At 55.3% G+C, this 13,901-nt stretch carries 12 protein-coding genes; 11 read left to right on the top strand and 1 reads right to left on the bottom strand.

The features are described from left to right. Nucleotides 1-161: 161 nt before the first annotated feature. Nucleotides 162-2,231: a methionine--tRNA ligase gene (metG, locus tag AC1RSM_RS10095; RefSeq protein ID WP_492932099.1), complete on the top strand. Its 2,070-nt coding sequence runs from the start codon at nucleotides 162-164 to the stop codon at nucleotides 2,229-2,231. Between the two features lie 195 nt (nucleotides 2,232-2,426). Next, the gene (locus AC1RSM_RS10090; protein WP_492932097.1) at nucleotides 2,427-3,332 is read left to right on the top strand and encodes a cation diffusion facilitator family transporter; all 906 of its coding nucleotides are present in this window, start codon (nucleotides 2,427-2,429) and stop codon (nucleotides 3,330-3,332) included. Nucleotides 3,333-3,336: 4 nt separating this feature from the next. On the opposite strand, the gene AC1RSM_RS10085 is transcribed toward AC1RSM_RS10090, so the two are convergent. After that, the gene (locus tag AC1RSM_RS10085; RefSeq protein WP_492932095.1) at nucleotides 3,337-4,239 is read right to left on the bottom strand and encodes a LysR substrate-binding domain-containing protein; all 903 of its coding nucleotides are present in this window, start codon (nucleotides 4,237-4,239) and stop codon (nucleotides 3,337-3,339) included. 307 nt (nucleotides 4,240-4,546) lie between these two features. Here AC1RSM_RS10085 and AC1RSM_RS10080 point away from each other — a divergent pair, with 307 nt between their 5' ends. The 9 genes from AC1RSM_RS10080 to AC1RSM_RS10040 all read left to right on the top strand — a co-directional run bounded on the left by AC1RSM_RS10080 (nucleotide 4,547) and on the right by AC1RSM_RS10040 (nucleotide 13,814). Next, nucleotides 4,547-5,383 (top strand): bifunctional allantoicase/(S)-ureidoglycine aminohydrolase, encoded by an 837-nt coding sequence (locus AC1RSM_RS10080; RefSeq protein WP_492932093.1) that lies wholly within the window; start codon nucleotides 4,547-4,549, stop codon nucleotides 5,381-5,383. Nucleotides 5,384-5,525: 142 nt separating this feature from the next. Further along, complete coding sequence (locus AC1RSM_RS10075; protein ID WP_492932091.1) at nucleotides 5,526-5,999, top strand: nucleoside deaminase; 474 nt, start codon at nucleotides 5,526-5,528, stop codon at nucleotides 5,997-5,999. Nucleotides 6,000-6,139: 140 nt separating this feature from the next. Continuing rightward, entirely contained in the window at nucleotides 6,140-7,309 is a 1,170-nt protein-coding gene (locus AC1RSM_RS10070) for a YncE family protein (protein ID WP_492932089.1), read from the top strand. 380 nt (nucleotides 7,310-7,689) lie between these two features. Beyond that, on the top strand, nucleotides 7,690-9,105 hold the full coding sequence (locus AC1RSM_RS10065; RefSeq protein ID WP_492932087.1) for a GNAT family N-acetyltransferase: 1,416 nt from the start codon (nucleotides 7,690-7,692) through the stop codon (nucleotides 9,103-9,105). Nucleotides 9,106-9,118: 13 nt separating this feature from the next. Next, nucleotides 9,119-9,298 (top strand): hypothetical protein, encoded by a 180-nt coding sequence (locus AC1RSM_RS10060; RefSeq protein ID WP_492932085.1) that lies wholly within the window; start codon nucleotides 9,119-9,121, stop codon nucleotides 9,296-9,298. Between the two features lie 183 nt (nucleotides 9,299-9,481). After that, a complete protein-coding gene (locus AC1RSM_RS10055) occupies nucleotides 9,482-10,267 on the top strand; it encodes an aldolase (RefSeq protein ID WP_492932084.1) in 786 nt (261 codons plus the stop codon). 37 nt (nucleotides 10,268-10,304) lie between these two features. After that, entirely contained in the window at nucleotides 10,305-11,636 is a 1,332-nt protein-coding gene (locus AC1RSM_RS10050) for an MFS transporter (RefSeq protein WP_492932082.1), read from the top strand. Next, nucleotides 11,633-12,241, top strand: coding sequence for a 2-hydroxychromene-2-carboxylate isomerase (locus AC1RSM_RS10045; RefSeq protein WP_492932080.1), 609 nt, complete (start codon nucleotides 11,633-11,635; stop codon nucleotides 12,239-12,241). The genes AC1RSM_RS10050 and AC1RSM_RS10045 overlap by 4 nt, the downstream gene beginning before the upstream one ends. 694 nt (nucleotides 12,242-12,935) lie before the next feature. Continuing rightward, a complete protein-coding gene (locus AC1RSM_RS10040) occupies nucleotides 12,936-13,814 on the top strand; it encodes a helix-turn-helix domain-containing protein (protein ID WP_492932078.1) in 879 nt (292 codons plus the stop codon). Nucleotides 13,815-13,901: the final 87 nt, after the last annotated feature.

The raw sequence follows: 13,901 nt of genomic DNA, 5'->3' as shown, positions 1-13,901 counted from the left end.
CTGACACCCTGAGTCTGCCCAGACTCAGGGTGTATGCATTTGTAATATCCGGGATTGGCCAATAAGCATCTTGTCCGTGGACATTCAACGGCCTTGCACAGCGCAAGTTAGTAATAGACCGTAGAATCCTGGTTCCCTTTCTTTTTTTATTTTGTTAAGACATGTCACGAACGATATTTGTTACGACCGCCCTGCCGTACGCCAACGGCTCGTTTCACATCGGCCACATCATGGAATATATCCAGGCCGACATCTGGGTTCGGTCCATGCGAATGTCGGGACATACTGTTCATTTTGTGTGCGCGGATGACGCCCACGGTGCCCCCATCATGCTCAAGGCTGAAAGCGCAGGCATCACGCCCGCTCAGCTGGTAGACAAGATTGCGGCCGAGCGCCCGACGTACCTGAATGGCTTTAACGTCAAGTTTGACCACTGGCACCGCACAGACTCGCCCGATAACGTGGCCTTGGCGCAAGATATCTACCGCACCTTGAAAACGGCGGGCTTTATCGACACCCGCACCATCGAGCAGTTTTACGATCCGGTCAAAGGCATGTTCCTGCCCGATCGTTATATCAAGGGTGAGTGCCCCAAGTGTCATGCCAAAGACCAGTACGGCGACAGCTGCGAAGTCTGTAGCGCTGTCTATGCCCCCACTGAACTGATCGAGCCCTACTCGACGCTGACTAATGCGCGTCCCGTACTGAAAAGCTCGGAACACTTTTTCTTCCGTCTATCGGACCCACGTTGCGTTGCCTTCCTGCAAGAATGGACCACGGGCAAAAATGCCTTGGGCAAACCACGTCTGCAATCGGAAGTGCTGGGCAAGACCCGCGAATGGCTGGGTACGGGCGATGGCGCCGAAGCGTCCTTGAACGACTGGGACATTTCCCGCGACGAGCCTTACTACGGCATCCCGATTCCCGACGCTCCCGGCAAATACTTCTATGTATGGCTGGATGCACCAGTGGGCTACCTGGCTTCCCTGAAATCCTACTGCGCCAAAGTGGGCCTGGATTTTGATGCGCTGCTGGACCCAGCCGGCGACACCGAGCAAGTTCACTTCATCGGCAAGGACATCGTGTACTTTCACGCCCTGTTCTGGCCTGCCATGCTGAAATTCTCCGGCCGCAAAGTGCCTGACTCCCTGAACGTGCATGGCTTCATCACCATGAGCGGCGAAAAAATGTCCAAGAGCCGTGGCACGGGTATTTCTCCCCTGCGCTACCTGGAACTGGGCATGGATGCAGAGTGGATGCGCTACTACATGGCCGCCAAGCTCAACTCGCACGTTGAAGACATGGATTTCAATCCTGATGACTTCATTGCCCGCGTCAACAGCGATCTGATCGGCAAGTACGTCAATATCGCCAGCCGCGCAGCCAATTTCATCAGCAAGCATTTTGACGGCAAGCTCGCGTTCCAGGGCGACACCACCGAGATGCAAAACCAGTTGAAAGACGTGGCTGAGAAAGTCCGTGCTGATCTGGAAAACCGCGAGTACGGCCGTGCCGTGCGCCAGATCATGGCTCAGGCTGACATCATCAACCAGGCTTTTGACACGGCCCAACCCTGGGTAATGGCCAAAGGCATTGCTACGGCTGAACAAGCCCAGAAAGATGCACTGCAAGACATTTGCTCGCGCACCCTGGCTGGCTTCAAGGGCTTGTCGGTCATGCTGACCGCCATCTTGCCTGTACTGACCGACCGCGTTGCTCGTGAACTGTTTGGCCTGGATCGCAGCTTTGTTTGGGATGATGTGGCGGTTCTGCCAACAAGCATTGCCCCCTTCAAGCATCTGATGCAGCGTGTGGACAGTGCCCAAGTAGACGAGCTGCTAACTCCCCCGCCCGCTCCTGTCGTGTTGCCCGGTGGTGAAGCCATTGCCGACACCATCGACATCAAGGACTTCATCAAAGTTGATCTGCGCATTGCCAAGATCGTGAGCTGCGAAGAGGTTGAAGGTTCGGACAAGCTCTTGCGTCTGAGCCTGGATGCAGGCGAAGGCCGCTTGCGCCAAGTGTTTTCCGGCATTAAATCGGCTTACCAGCCAGATGATCTGGTTGGCAAACTGACTGTGCTGGTGGCTAACCTGGCCCCTCGCAAAATGCGTTTCGGTGTCTCTGAAGGCATGGTCCTGGCAGCCAGCCATGCCGATGACGCAGTGGACCAAGGTATCTACATTCTGGAGCCCTTCCCCGGCGCACAGCCTGGCATGCGTATCAATTAAGATGTATTCCTGATCGCATCGAAAGCCCCGCAGTAACTGCGGGGCTTTTTTGTATCTATATACCAAAGAATCCTGTGTAGGCCGGATCGAAACCTCCACACAACGCCCTGCTCAGCGGGAAAGCCGATACACTCTTTATCTTGAATCTGCTGTATTGATGCACAGTCTGCTGCCACCAACGCAAGGACTTTTGACATGGAAAAGCTCACCCCCTCTGAATTGGATCGGCACGTAGGTGCCCGGCGCTCTACTTGGGTCAGTGTCATCGTCAATATTGGTTTGAGCCTGCTTCAGATTGCGGTGGGGATATTTGCCCATTCGCAGGCCCTGATTGCCGATGCCATTCACTCACTATCGGACCTGCTATCGGACTTTGTGGTCTTGTTTGCCAACCGCCACAGCCGTCGCGCGCCCGACGCCGATCACCCCTATGGGCATTTGCGCTACGAGACCGCCGCCACCCTGGCAATAGGCGGGATTTTGCTGGCGGTAGGCATAGGCATGTTGTGGAATGCGGTCAGCTCGCTCCGAGACCCCAGCAGCATCGAAGCCGTGCATCCCATCGCCCTGGGCATTGCGTTCGTGGCGCTCTGTAGTAAAGAGCTTTTGTTCCGCTACATGCTTCGCGTCGCCAAGCGGTTACGCTCCACCATGTTGGTCGCCAATGCCTGGCATGCCCGCTCGGATGCGGCATCGTCGCTGGTCGTCAGTGTCGGGGTCATGGCCAACTTGGCAGGTTTGCCTTTGGGCGATCCTCTGGCCGCCAGCATTGTGGGCCTCATGATTTTCCGCATGGGCTGGAAGTTTTCCATCGGCGCTTTTCATGATCTGACAGACCGGGCCGTCGATCAGGAAACGGAAGAGCGCATTGCTACGTTATTGCGCGACACGCCCGGCGTGGAAGGCATACATCAGCTACGCACACGCAAACTGGGCGACATGATTTGGGTAGAGGTAGACCTGGAAATGGACGAGGCCCTCAGCATCAAAGAAGGCCACGCCATTGCCGTGCTGGCCCGGGATCGCGTCATGGCCCAAGAACCTGTCCTGGATGTCATGACCCACTTTGATCCCGTCACACCCAAAGGTGCCAGCAGTTAGCCCCTCACCCCTGACGGTGGCTTTCAGGGGCCAACATATCGACCAGTACACGGGATAGCGCCGTCACCATCTCATTGGCATGAGGCCGGTACAATACGGCAAGTTCAAAGGCGTCGATACGGGGCAGGCCCTGTGCTTGCCCCAGCACCACATGGTCATCCCGAACGGCGCGACGCGGCAGCAGACTGATGCCCATTCCGTCGGCAACTGCACCTTGAATACCGCTCAAACTGGAACTGGTGAAACTGATACGCCAGCGACGCCCCAGCGATTCCACTGCGCTGATGATTTCTTCCCGATACACACCACGGCGCGGAAAAGTCACTAAGGGGATAGGGTCCAGATGAAAGACCGGATCAGTGGCACTGTCCACCCAGGCCGTTTGTTCTGGCAAGCACGCCACGGCTTCGCGGGCGTTATGACGCTGTTTGACCAGCACCAGATCCAGCTCCCCCTGATCGTACGCCGCCAGCAGATCACTGCTCAAACCACTACTGACTTCCAGCCGTACTTGCGGAAAACGGCGGTTAAAGCCAGCCAAGGCGCGCATGGTCTGGCCATTGGTAAAGTCCTCGGGCACACCCAGCCGCACCGATATTGTCACCAGCGAGCCTGACAAAGCCTCCGACAATTGGTGGTTCAAGGCCAGCATCTGCCGGGCGTAGCCTAACAGGGTCTGTCCAGCCTCGGTCGTAGTGACACCGCGGCTAGCTCTGTCCAGCAAACGCAGTCCCGCCAATTCTTCCAGTCGGCGTACTTTTTGGCTGATCGTAGATTGAGTGGAATGCAAACGCGTTGCCGCCGCCGTGAAACTGCCGCAATCCACTACCGTCAATAAAGCCAGCAACAAGTCCAGATCGTACAAAGGCCGATGCAAGCTGGGGCTGGTCGAGAGTTGATGGTCCATATTTGCAAACCCCTTATAAGCTGCAGCCTAAAAACAAAGCGCCGATAGCCGCCAGACTGACTTCCCAAGCGCCACGGAATGGTGCAAGCACAGGCGCTGTCGCTAGCCTGCAGAGCCACTTCAGCAAACTATTCAAAAAACAAATACTAATGATTTATACATTTAATTTGTAAATATCACCAGCACTCGTTAAGGTGTATTGGTCCCGCGCATTGAAACGACGCCCCGCCTGTGCTTTGGCCCAGATGCCGGGGGCACGCCGTGCCGCACGACAGGTTTTCCTTACTGAATTTCATTGGGAATCTAAATGTCCAAAGTCAATTACTACGCACCTCCCGGTGGCCATCCCCCGCAGACTCAACTGCTGACGGACCGCGCCATGTTCACCGAAGCCTATGCCGTACTGCCTAAAGGCGTGCTGCAAGACATCGTGACCAGCTTCCTGCCCGGTTGGGACAATACCCGTCTATGGGTATTGGCACGTCCTTTGTCCGGCTTTGCCGAGACTTTCTCCCAATACATTATGGAAGTGGGTCCTCAGGGCGGCAGCAACAACCCTGAGTCCGACCCCGAAGCCGAAGGCGTGATTTTTGTCGTCAAGGGCCAGCTGGAGCTGGTTCTGGAAGGCACCAAACACGTGATGGAAGAAGGCGGCTATGCCTTTATTCCTCCTTCCACCAACTGGACCTTGCACAACCGCACGGGCGAACTGGCCAATTTCCACTGGATCCGCAAGCGCTACCAGCGTGTTGAAGGCCTGGAAGCACCTGAAGCCTTTGTCACCAACGAAAAAGACGTCAAGCCGGGCGTCATGCCTGATACCGAAGGCCGTTGGAGCACCACCCGTTTCACCGACATGTCCGACTTGCGTCACGACATGCACGTGAACATCGTGAACTTTGAACCCGGTGGCGTGATCCCATTTGCAGAAACGCACGTGATGGAACACGGCCTGTACGTTCTGGAAGGCAAAGCGGTTTACCGTTTGAACCAGGACTGGGTTGAAGTGGAAGCCGGTGACTTCATGTGGCTGCGCGCCTTCTGCCCGCAAGCTTGCTACGCAGGTGGCCCAAGCCGTTTCCGCTACTTGCTGTACAAAGATGTTAACCGTCATGCCAACCTGACCATTGGCGGCACTCGCTAAAATGGCCTGAAACAAAACAGCCGCTGCCCGTCAGCGGCTGTTTTGCTTTGCAGGTGACCCGTACGAATGACCGCTGGCCACCGCCAGCAAACCCTGAACATGCAGGGCTCATACAAACCTTTGATCTCTCAAGGAGAAAAACATGAACGATAAACACTATCTGCTGCGCTCCATCCAGATTGCAGAAGAAAACGTCGCCCGTGGCGGCCAGCCATTTGGCGCGGTGTTAGTCCGTGATGGCCAAGTGCTGGCTGAAGGCGTCAATGAGACCTACATTGCGCATGACCCCACCGCCCATGCAGAAATCCAGGCCCTGCGCACTGCCAGCCAGACCGAGCAAAGCAGCAGCCATCCTGGCACCACCATGTATGCCAGCGGCATTCCGTGCCCCATGTGCATGGCTGCCATGATTGCTGCCGGAGTAGATCGCGTGGTCTATTGTGCTGATGATGCAGAAGGTGGCCCCTTTGGGTGGTCTACACAGGCCTTCTACCAACAGATGCAGCAGGACTTTGGCCACCAAGGGGTGAAGATGGAGCATATGCCGCTGCCAGAAAAGCGCGCAGTCTACCAAGCCTGGCAAGAACGCTTTGGACAAGGCCCCAGCAAAGCCTGAAAAAGGTGAATTCAAAACCCTGCCCTAAAGCGGGGTTTTTGCTTTTTACATAGACAGACGCGGCAGAAAAGTTTATAAAACAGAGCAGTTATAGTAACGATTCTCATTTATTGTTTCGTGCTCAATCTCAAAGGAAATACATGATTGCGTCCCGCCCTGCCTCTTTAAAAATGATTGTCGCTTCCGTGATGGGCGCTTTGCTGCTCAGCGCTTGCCAGACTGCGCCGCAATCGCAGCAAGCGGGTCAAAATCCGGCCTATAGCGCAACAGCTCCTCAGAACCAGATTACATTCCGCCAGGACACACTGGATGGCGCCTACGAAATTCTGGCTGCTAAAGACAGCAAGCAACTGTTCGTTGCCGCTACTCCTTTGTTTGAAGACCGTTCTGCTGGTTTTTTGCACGTTCTGGATCAGGACACTCTGCGTGAATCGCAGCTGATCCAACTGCCCCGCCGTGCTTTTGCACTGGGCCTGAACCAGAAAACACACACGCTGTATGTGGGTAACACCCTGGATGGCTCCCTGCTGGCCATCAACAGCCTGAACGGCACCGTCAAGCAACTGATTCAGCTGGGTGCCAAAGAAGGCAAGGACGGCTGGGAACACACCCGCAAAGTCGTGATTGATGAGCAGGACAACCGCATCTTCGTGACCAACCCTTCCCAAGGTGGTCGCGTCTGGATTGTGGACGGTGCTGATGGCCGCATTCTGCACAATATCGACAACGTAGGCCTGTGGCCTGCGGGCGCAGCTTACGACGCCAACACCAAGCGTCTGTTTGTGGGTCACGGCGGTAAAGATGAGATTGCCGTAATCAATCCAGCTACCGGCGCCATCGAACAGCGCTTTACCACGGGCGACGCCCTGAGCGACAAGCGTGAAGATTCGCGTCACTTCTTTGTGAACGTGGCTCTGAGCGCTGACGGCAAAAAACTGTTTGGCGCGGATGCCAACACCGGCAAGATCTACGTCTTTGACACCACCTCGGGCAAAGTCGAGAAAACAGCTGACATCGGTCTGGGCTTGCTGGATGTGGTCTACAACGAAGCTCGTAAAGAACTGATCGCTACCAACCGTGGGGTAGATCGTGATACTCCAGCCGGTACCGGTTCGGTCACCATTCTGGATGCCGAAACCATGGCGGTGAAACACCGTCTGAGCGCGCCGGTGCATCCTAACAGCATCACACTGAGCGCTGACGGCCAAACCGCTTTCATCACCATCAAGGTTCCGCACGGCGATAAAAGCCCGCATTACCTGAAAGGTGCCAAAGACAGCGTTCTGCGCCTGAACCTGGCCAAGCTGTAAGCCTGCACTTACCGCCTGCTGAAAAGCCGATCTGCCTGATGGTAGTTCGGCTTTTTTTATACCTGCCACTTCGGTCTGCCGCAGGCTCATCCATAGAGCCGAAATCAAACAGACCACTCCCCCCACTGTGCTGCTTTCGCTGGCATTCAAGCCTAGAGCACCAGTCCATCAAGCCCTTCCCTAACCCGTTTCAAAGCGCATAAGCAAATGCGGTCTGGAAAGCATACCTAAAGCGGATTGCTGCAACCGGCCACTTGATCAATAGAATCAATTAGTGGCCTACAGCACTTTCTTCCTGCCAAGCCCCAACCATCCTTTTCACCGCCTCCAGAAATGCCACCGCGTGGCCGCGCTGGAGCCTTCTCTTTTGCAGATATTTCATGGTTCAGTTGAACGAATACCTCCAGCCTATTGGCCCTGCCATACCTCATTGGCAAGCTCGCCCTCAGCCTGCACGCTGCGTCCTGCACGGCAAGTACTGCCGCCTGGAAGCCGTAGCCCCGCAGCAGCACGGCGACAGCCTCTATGAGGCTTACAGCAGTGCCAGCGACGGTCGTGACTGGACCTATTTATCAGTAGGGCCGTTCAGCAAGCGGGCACAATTCGACCAGCATCTGCAACATATCAGCCAAGCCAGCAACGCGGTGCACTACGCTGTGGTGGAACAAGCCACGGGCCGGGCTCTGGGCACACTGTCCCTGATGCGTATTGATCCACAGAACGGCACGATCGAAGTGGGATTCGTGGCCTGGTCCCCTTCCTTAAAGCAAACCCGCATGGCCACCGAGGCGCATTACCTGCTCATGGCCTACGCCATTGATGGGCTGGGGTACCGGCGCTATGAATGGAAGTGCGATACCAACAACGCGGCATCGCAATCAGCAGCGCGTCGCCTGGGCTTTCGCTACGAAGGCATTTTTCGCCAAGCCGTCATCTACAAAGGGCGATCGCGCGATACCGCCTGGTTCTCCATCACCGATCAGGAATGGCCTGAATGCAAAGCCCGTCTCCAAGCTTGGCTGGCTCCCGAGAATTTTGATGAGCAAGGTCGCCAAAAGCGACACCTGGGGCAGCAAGGTCCGGACTCGACGGGCCACGGAGCCCACCGCCTGGAACAGATGCTGGCTTTGCAGACCGAGCTGAATCACTTGATTGACCCGAACTGGCACGCCGCCAAGCAGGACTATTACCGGGCCATCTGGGTGGAGTGCGCCGAACTGGCTAACTACCTGGATTGGAAATGGTGGCAGCAAAACAAGCGCCAAGTGCCGCAATTGCAGCTGGAATTAATCGACATTCTGCATTTCGGTTTGTGCGATCTGCTGCGCACTGCCAATCCGCGCCAGCAACGGGAAGCCGCCGCCGCACTAGAGCAATTACAGCATGCCCCCGCCGCTGTCAGCGAATCTGCCGCCATCATGACCGCGCTGGAAGCCTTTACCTTGCGTGTTCTGCAAAGCCGCCAATTTGATTTTGCCAGCTTTGCCCATCTTGCCAGTCTGTGCGGATTGACGCTAGAGACTCTCTACCACTCCTATGCAGGCAAAAACGCCTTGAACCGTCTGCGCCAACTGCGCGGCGCCCAGCAAGGCCACTATCAAAAATACTGGGATGGGCAGCAGGATAACGACCATCTGGCCCAGCTACAGGCCAAAGTAAGCACTCAAGAAAAAAACTATCCCGAACTGATCTTGCACGCACTGCAAGACAGCTACGACGCATTTTTTCCGGGAGGCACACCGGCCCAGACTGGCTCGGGCAACGGACTCCAGCCACCTCCCCTTTCTTTACGCTGACAAAGGATTGTCCATGTACCTCGATTGCGCTTGTTCCATTGATGTCTTTCTGGAATCGACCAAACCGGACTCCAATCCCGTGGAAAATACAGATGGACGTATTCCACCCGATCCCCGGCCCCAGCCGCATAAGGTGCAACATCCTTGGTCTCGTTCGCGCCGCCGTGAGCGCTCTCGCTGGCGCCAAGCCTGAGCTCTGCCCCCCCTGACTGTCTCCCAGCCCGGCTGCACTCCGGGCTCGACCGCCTGATACCGCCCGCCACAAATGGAATAGGAGCTATGAGCCAGCGATCATAGCTCCTCTTGATCTAAATCAAGACAATGGTGGCATCGTCGGCATACGGATCGACGAAGCATGCTAAAGGAGACAAATCGCATGGATACCCTACTCAGAGACAAATCCTATTTCGATGAACGCGCCACCAAAGAGATGGCCACTCATCTACAGCAAGTTCAGCGCGACACCCGAGAAACCATGGCCTTTGCCTGTCGCATCCTGGCCATGACCGAACAAGAAGCAGGGCTGGCCGGGCAGATCAGTGTCCGTTCCGAACGCCCCGACGCTTACTGGACGCTACGCTTTGGCCTTGGCTTTGACGAGGCCACCCCCGACGACTTCATCGAAGTCGACCGCGACCTCAACACCCTGAGCGGTGAAGGCATGGCCAACCCAGCCACCCGCTTTCATTTATGGGTCTATGAGGCTCGCCCGGATGTGCACTCCATCATCCACACGCATTCACCCTGGGCCACCGTGCTGGCTACCGCCAGACAGCCTCTGGTGATCTCGCAAATGGACATGACCCCCTTGCACAACGACTGTGCCTTCCTGGGTGAATGGCCCGGAGTACCCATTGCCGATCAGGAAGGCGTCATCATTTCCAAAGCGCTGGGGGACAAACGCGCCATTATTCTGGCTCACCACGGCTACCTGACCGCAGGAAAAACCTGCCAGGAAGCCACCTACTTGTCGGTTTATCTGGAACGAGCCGCTCGCCTGCAAGTGCGCGCCCAAGCCGCTTTTGGCCCGCTTACCCCCGTCGATGACGTCTTGGCCGCCGAGGCGCACGACTACCTGCTCAAGCCCTCTATCGTTAACGCCACCTTTGACTACTGGTCCCGTCAGACACAAGGCATTGCGCCTTTAAGCAAGACACGCTGACGCCCGCACTCAAACACCGTTAGACCAGGAGGTCGCTATGACGATGCCTAGCACCGGACAGGCGCGCTCGTCGCGCCAGTACGTTACGGCTGGCTTGGCCAGCATGATGGGAACCACTATCGAGTGGTATGATTTTTTTCTGTACGGCACAGCTGCCGCACTGATTTTCAACAAAATATTCTTCCCCGCCTTTGACCCGATTACGGGCACACTGGCGGCCTTTGCCACCTATTCCGTTGGTTTTTTCGCCCGCCCCTTGGGCGGCTTTATTTTTGGCCACTTCGGTGACAAGCTAGGCCGAAAATCCATGCTGTTGATCACGCTATTTTTGATGGGTATTCCCACCATCTTGATTGGTCTGATCCCCTCTTACGACAGCATTGGCTATTGGGCCGCTGTATTGCTGGTCTTGATGCGTTTTCTTCAAGGCATTGCGGTGGGAGGTGAATGGGGCGGTGCCGTCCTGATGGCGGTTGAACACGCTCCGGAGGGTAAAAAAGGCTTCTTTGGTAGCCTGCCGCAAACAGGCGTCGCGCCGGGCCTGATTCTGTCTTCGCTTGCTATGGGAGCGGTTGCCGCCCTGCCGGAAGAGGACATGTTGTCCTGGGGCTGGCGTCTGCCCTTTCTGGCCAGCGTCGCCTTGCTGCTGGTGGGCTGGTGGATACGCGCCAAAGTGGCCGAATCCCCGGACTTTGAACAGATGAGCAAAAAGGGCAAGCAAGTCGCCATTCCCGCTTTGGAAGTCTTGCGCCACTATCCCCGTGAAGTGCTGCTGGTAGTAGGAGGCCGCTTGGCCGAAGTGACCTGGTTCTACACCGTCGTGACTTTTGCCCTGGCCTACTCCACCACTACTTTGGGCGTAGAGCGCAGCGTGATGCTGGACGCTACCGTGTGGGGCGCATTTGCGGCCTTGTTCACCATGCCCTTATTCGGCGTTTTGGGCGACAAGATAGGCTTCAAATGGGTGTTCATGGCAGGCACCGTGCTAATGCTGGCCTTTTCATCCACCTTCTTTTCCATGTTGGGGAGCCTGGACAGCAAAACTATTACTCTGGCTTTGGTGATTGCGATTGGTCTGGTGTATGCCGCTTTGTATGGGCCTCAAGGTGGTCTGTTCTCCACCCAGTTTCCGCCTGAAGTTCGCTATAGCGGGATCTCGATTGCCGTGCAGGTATCCGGGGCCATTGGCGGTGGACTGGCGCCCCTGGTCGCCACTTCCTTGCTGGCCTATGGCGATGGCCAGCCCCACTACATCGTGTGGTATCTCAGCGCGCTGGGCCTGATTGCTTTTGCCAGCACTTGGTTCATGCATGGGCCCACGCATTTTTCCCTACCCAGCCTGGCCACCCGGAAAAAGGTGCGCACATGAATGCCCCCGGTATCCATTACTACTTTTGGATGAACTCCGACTGGGCCTACCTGGGTGCGGATCGTCTGGAAGACATTGCCCAAAAGCACGGGCTGCAGATTCATTACAAACCGGTGGACCTGCCTGAAGTCTATGCCCGGACAGGCGGTATCTTGCTGGGCCAGCGTTCCCCCGAACGTCAGGCCTATCGTATTGCCGAGTTGCAACGCTGGTGCAAGAAGCTGGATATACATGTCAACCCAACGCCCCGCTTCATGTGCCCCGACGCCACCTTGGCATCTACTCTTGTGATGGCGGTCGATCAAGCCGGATTGCCGGTGCTGGAGCTGTATAAAGCCATCCTGCGCGCGCAGTGGTGCGAGGAACAGGATATTTCTGACCCCGCCCAACTGGCGCAGATTTTGCAGGCGCACAAGCTGGATGCGGACTACTGGTTCCAACAGGCCAGCAAGGCGAGCAGGCAATACCAGGAAAATACTAAGGAGGCGATTGCCGTTGGCGTGTTTGGCTCGCCCTCTTATGTATATCAAGGGGAGCTGTTTTGGGGCCAGGACCGTTTGGAGATGCTGAACGACGCCATCGCTTTGCATACTGAAACGATCTAAGCCCGGCTACACAACAGCGAACACGCTGTATCCAAGACAAAGGCGGGACAAGGACTATCAACCTTGTCTCGCCTTTGTCTTTTTGCGATCTGATCAATTTCAAACACCAGCTAGATACAGACCTAGAAATAATTGCAAAGCTTGCTCATGAAACCGTCATAAATCCCATAACAATGGTTTCATTTACAGCTAAAGGCATGGTCAAAACCCAACAAAAAAGCCCCCAACAAATCCTTTGCTGCTCGCCCTGGCCCCTGAGTTGATAAATCGTCACGAAACAGGGCGGCCAATCTGCGCAGAATTGGCCCTGATAGGTGCACACTCAATACGGCTAAACCACTGCTGGCCAGGCCCGGACTTACCCCTTTTTTCAGGGGTAAAAGCCGTAAAAATACGCCTTTTCCTATCAGGAAAATTCACTCATACGCCAGCGTAGCATTCCTAAAGATGGGCTTTTAGGTCCCGCTTAAGGCCTGGGTTTTAGGCTTTGCGCATAGCGCCTGCCGAAAATGAAATGCAATGAGCAATTTTGAAAATTTACTTTTTCCATTGATACAGAATGTTATGTCTGCCGTACGAATCATATCGATAGATTTTATCTATTCATTGAGTCTGTATTCTGAAGAAATTGGCTACTTGCGCAATGCCAGTAAAGGTAGCCATCTTCATCGGAAGAAGGGCGCGGGGCTTTATATTGAACAACTACGCCACTATAAAGTATCAGCCAGATCAAAAAATCAGGATTCTGCTGATCTCCAATAACACTCGACAGCACGAACAACTTCTTCAATCCCTGCTTGCTGGTGCATTTCGAGTTTCTGTCGCCGCCGATGGCGTGCAAGGATATACCAAGGCTCAGCTGACGCTGCCGGAACTTGTCCTGATGGACAAGCAATTGGCGGGAATTGACGCCTTGTCCTTGACCCACATGCTGCAAGGACTGAAAGCTACAGCGCATATCCCCATCATCATTCTGGATTCGCGCATGGATGGCAGCAGCGACGAATGCGTAAGCTTTTTAAAAGCCGGAGCGGTGGACTATATCGGCAACCCTTACGCGGTCGACGAGGTTAAAGAACGCATCAACGTTCCGCTGCGCTTTCCCAAGCTGGGCGTGCCTGCCCCAGCTCCCGGCAAGGCACCCAACCAGCGGCTAAACAGAACCGCCGAAACCAGCATGCTGATCCATGCTATTCAAAAAACAATTGACGCTAATCTGGGAACCCCGCCCAGCCAGAAAGAACTGTGCGATATGTTCAAGATCTCGCGCCGCAAAATCATGAATATCTTTCAACGCAATTTTGGATTGAGCGTCAGCAGTTATATCCGGCTGCAACGCATGTATAGGGCGGAGTATTTGCTTCGCACCACGGCCTTAAAAATTGATGTCATCGCCACGGATTTAGGTTTTTCAAGCCCCGCTAATTTTTCTACTGCTTTTAAAACCTATTCCGGGATAGCACCCGGGAAATTTAGGCAGGCCATGGAAAAAAATAGACCCTATACAGAAAGCACGCCCTGTCTGCGCCCGTCTGGACCACCCCTTTTTGCCGCAGGCTGGTGCCCGCCTTAATTCGGAAAAAAAACATAAAGAAATCCATACCAAGCCCTCCCAAGGATGCGGAACACCACACTTTCAAGGATTTCAAACCAGCCGGAC

Source organism: Alcaligenes sp. GW821-FHT11D07 (assembly GCF_058808495.1).
This window is presented reverse-complemented; position numbering and strand designations above follow the sequence as displayed.